Consider the following 7,694-nt stretch of genomic DNA (forward strand, 5'->3'; position numbering starts at 1 on the left):
CAGGATATACTCCACAAAAGCGTTTAAACTCTTCTGGATTCAAATTTTTTACTTTTTCGTAAGTCATTGTTTTTCTGAGTGTTTTACTTTATTTTACATAATCAGTTCCTATTTTTGCAGGAGGTCTACTATCTCGATCGTCCCGAAAGAAAATGGTCAATCCGTGGTGGTGCCATGAATATAGGACGGGACATGGAAAATGATCTACAGATTGCTGAAAAATGGGTTAGTAAAAACCATTGTCGGATAATTTGCCGTAAAAATCCCGATTATCCAGACTATCAATACTTTCTCGAAGATTTCTCCCGTTTTGGTACTTTTATCTACCAAGATGGCCACTGGAAACAGGTTTATAACCAAGAAGTTCCCCTAGAGTCCGGTTTACAGATTCGCTTCGGCAGTCACCAAGGCCAAATCCTCGCATTTGTGGTGGAATAATTAGGGGTTTGTCGAAAAAGTTTGTCCTGGGAAGTGGGAATTATGAATTATGAATTATGAATTATGAATTGGGGAGGTGGGGAGATAGGAGAATAAATAAAATAGTCTCCTGTCTCCTGTCTCCTGACTCCTGACTCCTGACTCCTGTCTCCTGTCTCCTGTCTCCTGACTCCTGACTCCTGTCTCCTGTCTCCTGTCTCCTGACTCCTGACTCCTGACTCCTGACTCCTGACTCCTGCCTTCGTTAACTAACTTTTTGCTTCCTCTTTCAGGGAATAAATTGGTTTAAACCAACCTTTGCGCCAGAAGTAGAAAATCAAGCCCCCCGCTACGGCTAACATGACTAACCAGACAAGGAAATAACTCCATTCTCCTTTCAATTCTGGCATATTCTCGAAGTTCATGCCATAGACACCGACGATAAAAGTTAAGGGAATAAAAATCGTCGAAATTACGGTTAAAAACTTCATAATTTCGTTTAATTTATTGCCCATAGTGGACATATAAACATCCATCAAACTCGCGGCTAATTCTCGATAAGCTTCGATAATTTCCAGAATTTGAATGACGTGGTCGTAGGAATCCCGAAAATAAATTTGTACTTCATCGCTGACTATACCATGATGGTCACGCATCAGTAGATGTAGGACATTTCGCATCGGCCAAATTAAGCGACGCAGTGCCAATAATTCCCGACGGACATCATAGATTTCCTGCATGGTATCTCGATCGGGATTACTAATGATCATATCTTCCAAAGCCTCAATCCGATCTTCGTAGTGTTCTACCACGGGAAAATAACCATCGATAATCGTATCTAATAATAAATAGGTTAAATAATCCGCCCCCGATTTCCGTACTCGTCCCTGGGAAGTGCGAATTCGATCTCTAACTATCTCAAAACAGTCCTGTAATTCCTCCTCTTGAAAACTTAAAAGATAGCGTTTTCCTAAGACAAAACTGACCTGTTCTGTATCAAAACCGCTTTCATCTTCTTTCAGTCGCACCATCTGAGAAATCACTAACAATTGATTGTTATAATCTTCTAACTTGGGACGCTGCGGCACATTGACCACATCTTCTAATAACAAAGGATGCAGATTAAAAATTTCTCCTACTTGTTTTAAAACCGTCTCACTCCCTAACCCTTGAATATCCATCCAAGACACGGTATTTGTGCCAATATAGGGGGCGCAAGCATTGGGAGTAATATCCACCTTACGAATGGCGTTATCTTCATCGTAGTCGATTAAAATAATCCGCGAGGGTTTGGCATCCGGTTCGATAATTAATGTCCCTGGTTCACTACCCGGTTCATCATAAAAATAATCGAAGTAGTCTTCTTCCTCGTCTCCATCGGTATCGGGACGGTTGTTAACGAATATATCCGGTTGTAGTTGGGTCATAAGCTTACAACAATCTGGCTAGTTTGGGCAATAAGAAAACAGAAAAGTTAAAAAATTTAATTTGCCTAAAGTTACTATCTATCGCCATGAGATTACAGTAAACTGAAAATTGTTTACTGATTTATTCCCTCCTGATAATTGTCAACGATGAGATTAATCGGGAGAATTAGCAATATTGACGGCCAAAATTTATGGAATCCGCCTCTTTTATTCCCCGTCTAGTTATCCCCGTCGGTGATCCCGCCGGAATCGGCCCTGAAGTGGTGTTAAAAGCGATCGCCGATTCCCCAATCTCGTCTATTTGTCAGATTACTCTAATCGGGACAAGAACGCTTCTCGAAAAAGCCTATCACGATCCCCATCTTCTCGATCGCTTTTCTCTGATCGATTTGCCCTACAATCAAGAAAAAATCGTTTGCGGGCGTGGGGATGCGCACAGTGGTGAAATTAGCTTTCTTTACCTGCAAGAAGCCATAAAACGCACCCTCAAGGGCGAATTTGACGGTATTGTCACCGGTCCGATTGCTAAATCCTGTTGGCAGTTGGCTGGTTATGATTTCCCCGGTCAAACGGAGGTTTTAGCTACCATGGCGGGAATTAACCGTTATGGGATGCTATTCGTCGCTAAATCCCCTCACACCGGCTATAACTTACGCACTCTCCTCGCCACTACCCACATCCCCCTGCGAGCAGTTCCTGATGCTCTTAACGCCGATCTGATGACCCGAAAACTAGACCTATTGATCGAGTCTTTAAAGCTAGATTTCGGCATCGATCGCCCCAAAATCGCCATATCCGGCCTTAATCCCCACAGCGGCGAAGGGGGAAAACTGGGAAGGGAAGAAAAAGACTGGTTACAGCCTTGGTTGCAGTCAATGGGGCAGCAATACCCGCAAACCCAACTAATCGGCCTTGTCCCCCCCGATACCCTTTGGGTGGAACCGGGACGCGCTTGGTTTAGCGGTGCAGGGCAAACCGCCGACGCATATCTGGCATTATACCACGATCAGGGTCTAATTCCCGTCAAATTAATGGCTTTTGACTGTGCTGTTAATACCACCATCGGTTTACCTTTTGTTCGCACCTCTCCAGACCACGGGACGGCTTTTGATATCGCCGGTCTTGGCATCGCTAGACCCCAGAGTATGCAAGCGGCGATCCAATTAGCGATCGAATTGTGTCAGCAGCGCCGTATAGATGGGTTTTAGCTGTTGGGGGTTGGGGAAATGAGAATTATGAATTATGAATTATGAATTATGAAGTGGGAAGTGGGGAAGCTGTCTCATCACCCTATCACCCCAAAACCCTATCACCCCAAAACCCTATCACCCTATCTCCTATCTCCTATCTCCTATCTCCTGAATCCTAATCCCGATTGCCAAATTAGTGTCAGCAGCGGGACAACCGGAGAACTAAACTAGAGATATAGCCCTCGATAGGAGACAATTGGATATGGGTATCGCTTCAGTTAACCCTGCCACAGGAGAAATTCTCAAGACTTTTACCCCTCTAACCTCGGGGGAATTGGCGACGAAATTGGCCCTAGCTGAGGCAACTTTTCAGCATTATCGCCGCACCGCCATCAGTGAACGGGGACAGTGGTTACGGCAAGCGGCGGATATTTTGGAACGGGATCAAGTAGCATTGGCTAAAACCATGACTTTAGAAATGGGGAAACCAATCAAATCAGCGATCGCAGAAGTCCTCAAATGTGCCTTGGTTTGTCGTTTTTATGCCGATAATGCCGCTGGTTATCTGGAAGATGTGCCGATTACCACCGATGCTAGTCGCAGTTTTGTCCGTTATCAACCTTTAGGGGTGATTTTAGCGGTTATGCCCTGGAATTTCCCTTTATGGCAAGTATTTCGCTTTGCTGCTCCTGCTTTAATGGCGGGAAATGTCGGCCTACTCAAACACGCTTCTAATGTCCCCCAATCAGCTTTAGCGGTGGAGAGAATTTTATTAGAAGCCGGTTTTCCCGAAGGCGTTTTTCAAACTCTTTTGATCGGGGCCGATCGCGTTAGTGATTTAATTAACGATGAACGGGTAAAAGCCGCTACTTTAACTGGTAGTGAACCGGCGGGGATTAGTTTAGCAGCCGCTGCAGGAAAACAGATCAAAAAGGTGGTTTTGGAGTTGGGAGGTAGTGATCCTTTTATCGTTTTAGATAGTGCCGATATCGAGGCGGCAGCGGCTACGGCAGTGACGGCAAGATTGTTAAATAATGGTCAGACTTGTATCGCTGCTAAACGGTTTATTGTTATGGAAACTGTCGCCGATCAATTTGAACAGTTATTAGTGGCTAAATTCCAAGCTTTAAAAGTTGGTGATCCCCTCGATGAAACTGTTGATATTGGTCCTTTGGCCACGGTATCGATCGTCTCAGAAATTGCTGCCCAAGTGGAAAAAACCGTCGCTATGGGTGGTAAAGTCCTTGTGGGGGGTCAACGTTTAGAGGGAAAAGGTAACTTCTATCTACCGACGATTTTAACCGATATTCCTGCTGGTTCTCCGGGGGAAAAAGAGGAATTTTTTGGACCAGTGGCTTTACTATTTCGAGTTAAAAATATCGAGGAAGCGATCGCTTTAGCTAATGATAGTCCCTTTGGTTTAGGTTCTAGTGCCTGGACGAATAACCCCGAAGAAATTGAGCGTTTAATTACCGAAATTGAGGCTGGTTGTGTGTTTATTAACGGTATGGTTAAATCCGATCCTCGTTTACCCTTTGGGGGGATTAAACGTTCCGGTTTTGGCCGGGAATTAAGTGTGGAAGGTATTCGCGAATTTGTCAACGTTAAAACGGTTTGGATCAAGTAATTCAGTTATCAGTTATCAGTTATCAGTTATCAGTTATCAGTTATCAGTTAGAAAAGCCTTATATTAACTTAATCTTTTGATAAAAATATGCCGCGTATTATTGATAATATTGAGTCCCATTTATTGCCAATTTTACGCGAAAGTTTATTAGCAGCCCAACGCGCTGATTTTTGCGTGGGTTATTTTAATTTGCGCGGTTGGCAGTCCATAGATACCTATATTGATCACTTTCTCGGAGGTGATTTGTCCTGTTGTCGTCTCCTGATTGGTATGCAGAAAGCACCCCAGGAATTACTACAGCAATCCCTGTCTTTATTGAACCGCTCAAATAATATAGATAAGGCTACTTCTGCTCGTTTAAAAAAACAAATTGTTCAGGATTTTTGCCAGCAATTAACTTGGGGAAATCCTAGCAATCGAGATCAGGCAGCTTTGCAACGTTTGGCCAAACAAATTCAATCGGGCAAGTTAAAAATTCGCTTATTTTTGGGCTATAATCTCCATGCTAAATTATACCTTATTCATCGACAGGATATCAATAATCCAACGGTGGGATTTTTGGGTAGTAGTAATCTAACTTTTGCGGGATTACAACAGCAGGGAGAACTAAATATTGATGTCCTTGATCACGATGCTTGTGCCAAACTACAAAAGTGGTTTAATGATCGTTGGTTTGATGCTTGGTGTTGGGATATATCCGAGGATATTGTCAAGGTGATTAACCAAAGTTGGGCCCGGGAAAGTCTTATTCCTCCCTATCATATCTATTTAAAAATAGCTTACCATCTTTCCTTTGAAGCGAGAGCCGGTTTAGCAGAATACAAAATTCCCCGACAGTTTGACCAAGACTTACTAGATTTTCAGAAATCGGCCATTAAAATTGCCGCTCGTTATGTGCAAAAACGCGGTGGGGTCTTAATTGGCGACGTGGTGGGGTTAGGAAAAACGCGCATCGCTTCCATTCTAGCACATATTTTGCAGGAAGACTACGATTTAGAAATCTTAATTATTTGTCCGAAAAATCTCCTGACTATGTGGGAGGATTACAGCTATAAATACAAATTAAGAGTGAAAATTATCCCCTTAAGTCAGGTTATACAAGAATTACCCAATCTGCGGCGCTATCGGGTAGTAATTATCGATGAAAGTCATAACCTGCGTAATCGAGAGGGTAAACGTTATCGGGTGATACAGGAGTATATTAACACCAACGAAAGTCGCTGTATTCTCTTAACTGCGACTCCCTACAATAAAAACTATCGTGACCTGTCCAATCAACTGAGTTTATTCATTCAAGAGGATACTAATCTCGGAATTCGTCCTGAAAGACTACTAGAATCTCTGGGAGGAGAAATCGAATTCAATCGCAGACACCAATCTCCGGTTAGGTCCCTAGCAGCCTTTGAAACAAGTGAGTCTCCTGACGACTGGAGAGACTTAATGCGTCTCTATATGATTAGACGGACTCGCGGTTTTATCAAAAATAATTATGCTACAGAAGACGAACAGGGTCGTCGGTATCTAAAATTTGCTGACGGGTCGAGGGTTTATCTTCCCCAACGACAACTAAAGACAATTAAGTTTGACCTGCAAGACTCGGTTTATGCGCGTTTATATTCGGAAGCAGTGGTGATAACTCTCAACGGATTGAAGTTACCCCGTTACGGATTAGGAAATTATCTGATTAAAGGATGCCAAGGGACAGGAGAGGAGGAAACTATCTTAAAAAGTCTATCCCGTGCGGGTAAAAGATTAATGGGTTTTTGTCGGACGAATTTATTTAAACGTTTGGAGAGTGGAGGGTATGCTTTCCTGCAATCCCTTGACCGTCATATTCTCCGTAACTATATTTTCCTTCATGCTATGGCCAATAATTTACCCCTTCCCATCGGGAGTCAGGATCTAGCTTTGTTAGACACTCGTTATCTGGATGAGGATTTAGTCACTCAGGGAGAGGATGAAAGTATAGAAACCGAGGACACTGGGGGGATAACCGGGTTAGAAAAAGAGTATAAAAAAAGAGCCGAACAAGTGTATCAAAAGTATAGCGGTGATTATCGCAAGCGCTTTCAGTGGATTAACACGGAGGTGTTTAAACCCGCATTGAAAAAAGACCTAAAATCCGATGCCTTGGCTTTAATAGCATTGTTGCAAACCTCTGGGACCTGGCAGCCGGAGACCGACGAAAAGCTAGAGAAGTTATGGCAGCTGTTACAGGAAAATCATCCCGGAGAAAAGGTGTTAATTTTTAGCCAATTTGCCGATACAGTCAGTTATTTGGTCACTCAGTTGCAAAATCGGGGAGTGGATAAGATTGCGGGAGTGACGGGAAACTCTGCTAATCCTGCGGAAATGGTCCATCGTTTTAGTCCCCGCAGTAATTCTCAGCAGGTGGGGGAAGAAATACGAGTCCTAGTCGCGACGGATATCTTGAGTGAAGGGTTAAATTTACAGGATTGTGCCATTATCGTTAATTATGACCTACCCTGGGCAATTATTCGCCTCATTCAACGGGCCGGAAGGATAGATAGAATCGGTCAAAAAGCAAGTCAGATTCTCTGTTATTCCTTTTTACCTGCGGAGGGAGTGGAGAGAATTATTAAACTGCGGACGAGACTATCTCAAAGACTGCGAGAGAATGCTGAGGTGGTGGGGACCGATGAGGTATTTTTTGAGGAGGAGATGGATAACCAGACTTTATTGGATCTGTATCATGAAAAATCTGAGGTTATCGATGAGGAGGAGGATCAAGAAGTGGATTTAACTTCGGAAGCGTATCAAATTTGGAAAAATGCGATCGAAGTTGACCCTAGTTTAAAACATACCATAGAGACTCTGCCGCCAGTGGTTTATTCTACCCGTTGCCATAGTGGGACAGCAACCCATCCAGAGGGAGTCATGGTTTATCTAAAAACTGCCGGGGGAAATGATGCTTTAGCATGGATTGATAAGCAGGGAAATAGTGTCACTCAATCCCAATTAGCTATTTTACGGTCCGCTGCCTGTCATCCCCAAACCCCGGCCATTCCCCCC

Annotated in this window: 4 protein-coding genes and 1 pseudogene; 4 read left to right on the forward strand and 1 reads right to left on the reverse strand. The window is 43.4% G+C overall.

The window, feature by feature from the left end; all coding sequences use genetic code 11:
* Positions 1–123: 123 nt before the first annotated feature.
* Positions 124–438, forward strand: a pseudogene (locus IQ234_RS19015) (FHA domain-containing protein); the annotation flags it as partial.
* A 248-nt stretch (positions 439–686) separates the two neighbouring features.
* On the opposite strand, the gene corA reads toward IQ234_RS19015, so the two are convergent.
* On the reverse strand, positions 687–1,844 hold the full coding sequence (corA, locus tag IQ234_RS19020) for a magnesium/cobalt transporter CorA (protein ID WP_002757043.1): 1,158 nt from the start codon (positions 1,842–1,844) through the stop codon (positions 687–689).
* Between the two features lie 191 nt (positions 1,845–2,035).
* Here corA and pdxA point away from each other — a divergent pair, with 191 nt between their 5' ends.
* The 3 genes from pdxA to IQ234_RS19035 form a co-directional block, all read left to right on the forward strand.
* Positions 2,036–3,052, forward strand: a complete 1,017-nt coding sequence (pdxA, locus tag IQ234_RS19025; protein WP_193958225.1) for a 4-hydroxythreonine-4-phosphate dehydrogenase PdxA — start codon at positions 2,036–2,038, stop codon at positions 3,050–3,052.
* A 244-nt stretch (positions 3,053–3,296) separates the two neighbouring features.
* Positions 3,297–4,661: an NAD-dependent succinate-semialdehyde dehydrogenase gene (locus tag IQ234_RS19030; RefSeq protein ID WP_193958226.1), complete on the forward strand. Its 1,365-nt coding sequence runs from the start codon at positions 3,297–3,299 to the stop codon at positions 4,659–4,661.
* An 87-nt stretch (positions 4,662–4,748) separates the two neighbouring features.
* A partial coding sequence (locus tag IQ234_RS19035) for a helicase-related protein (protein ID WP_193958227.1) occupies positions 4,749–7,694 on the forward strand: 2,946 nt, incomplete at its 3' end.

The sequence above is a fragment of the Microcystis aeruginosa LEGE 91341 genome (assembly GCF_015206885.1).
GTDB classification, from domain to species: Bacteria; Cyanobacteriota; Cyanobacteriia; order Cyanobacteriales; family Microcystaceae; genus Microcystis; species Microcystis aeruginosa_H.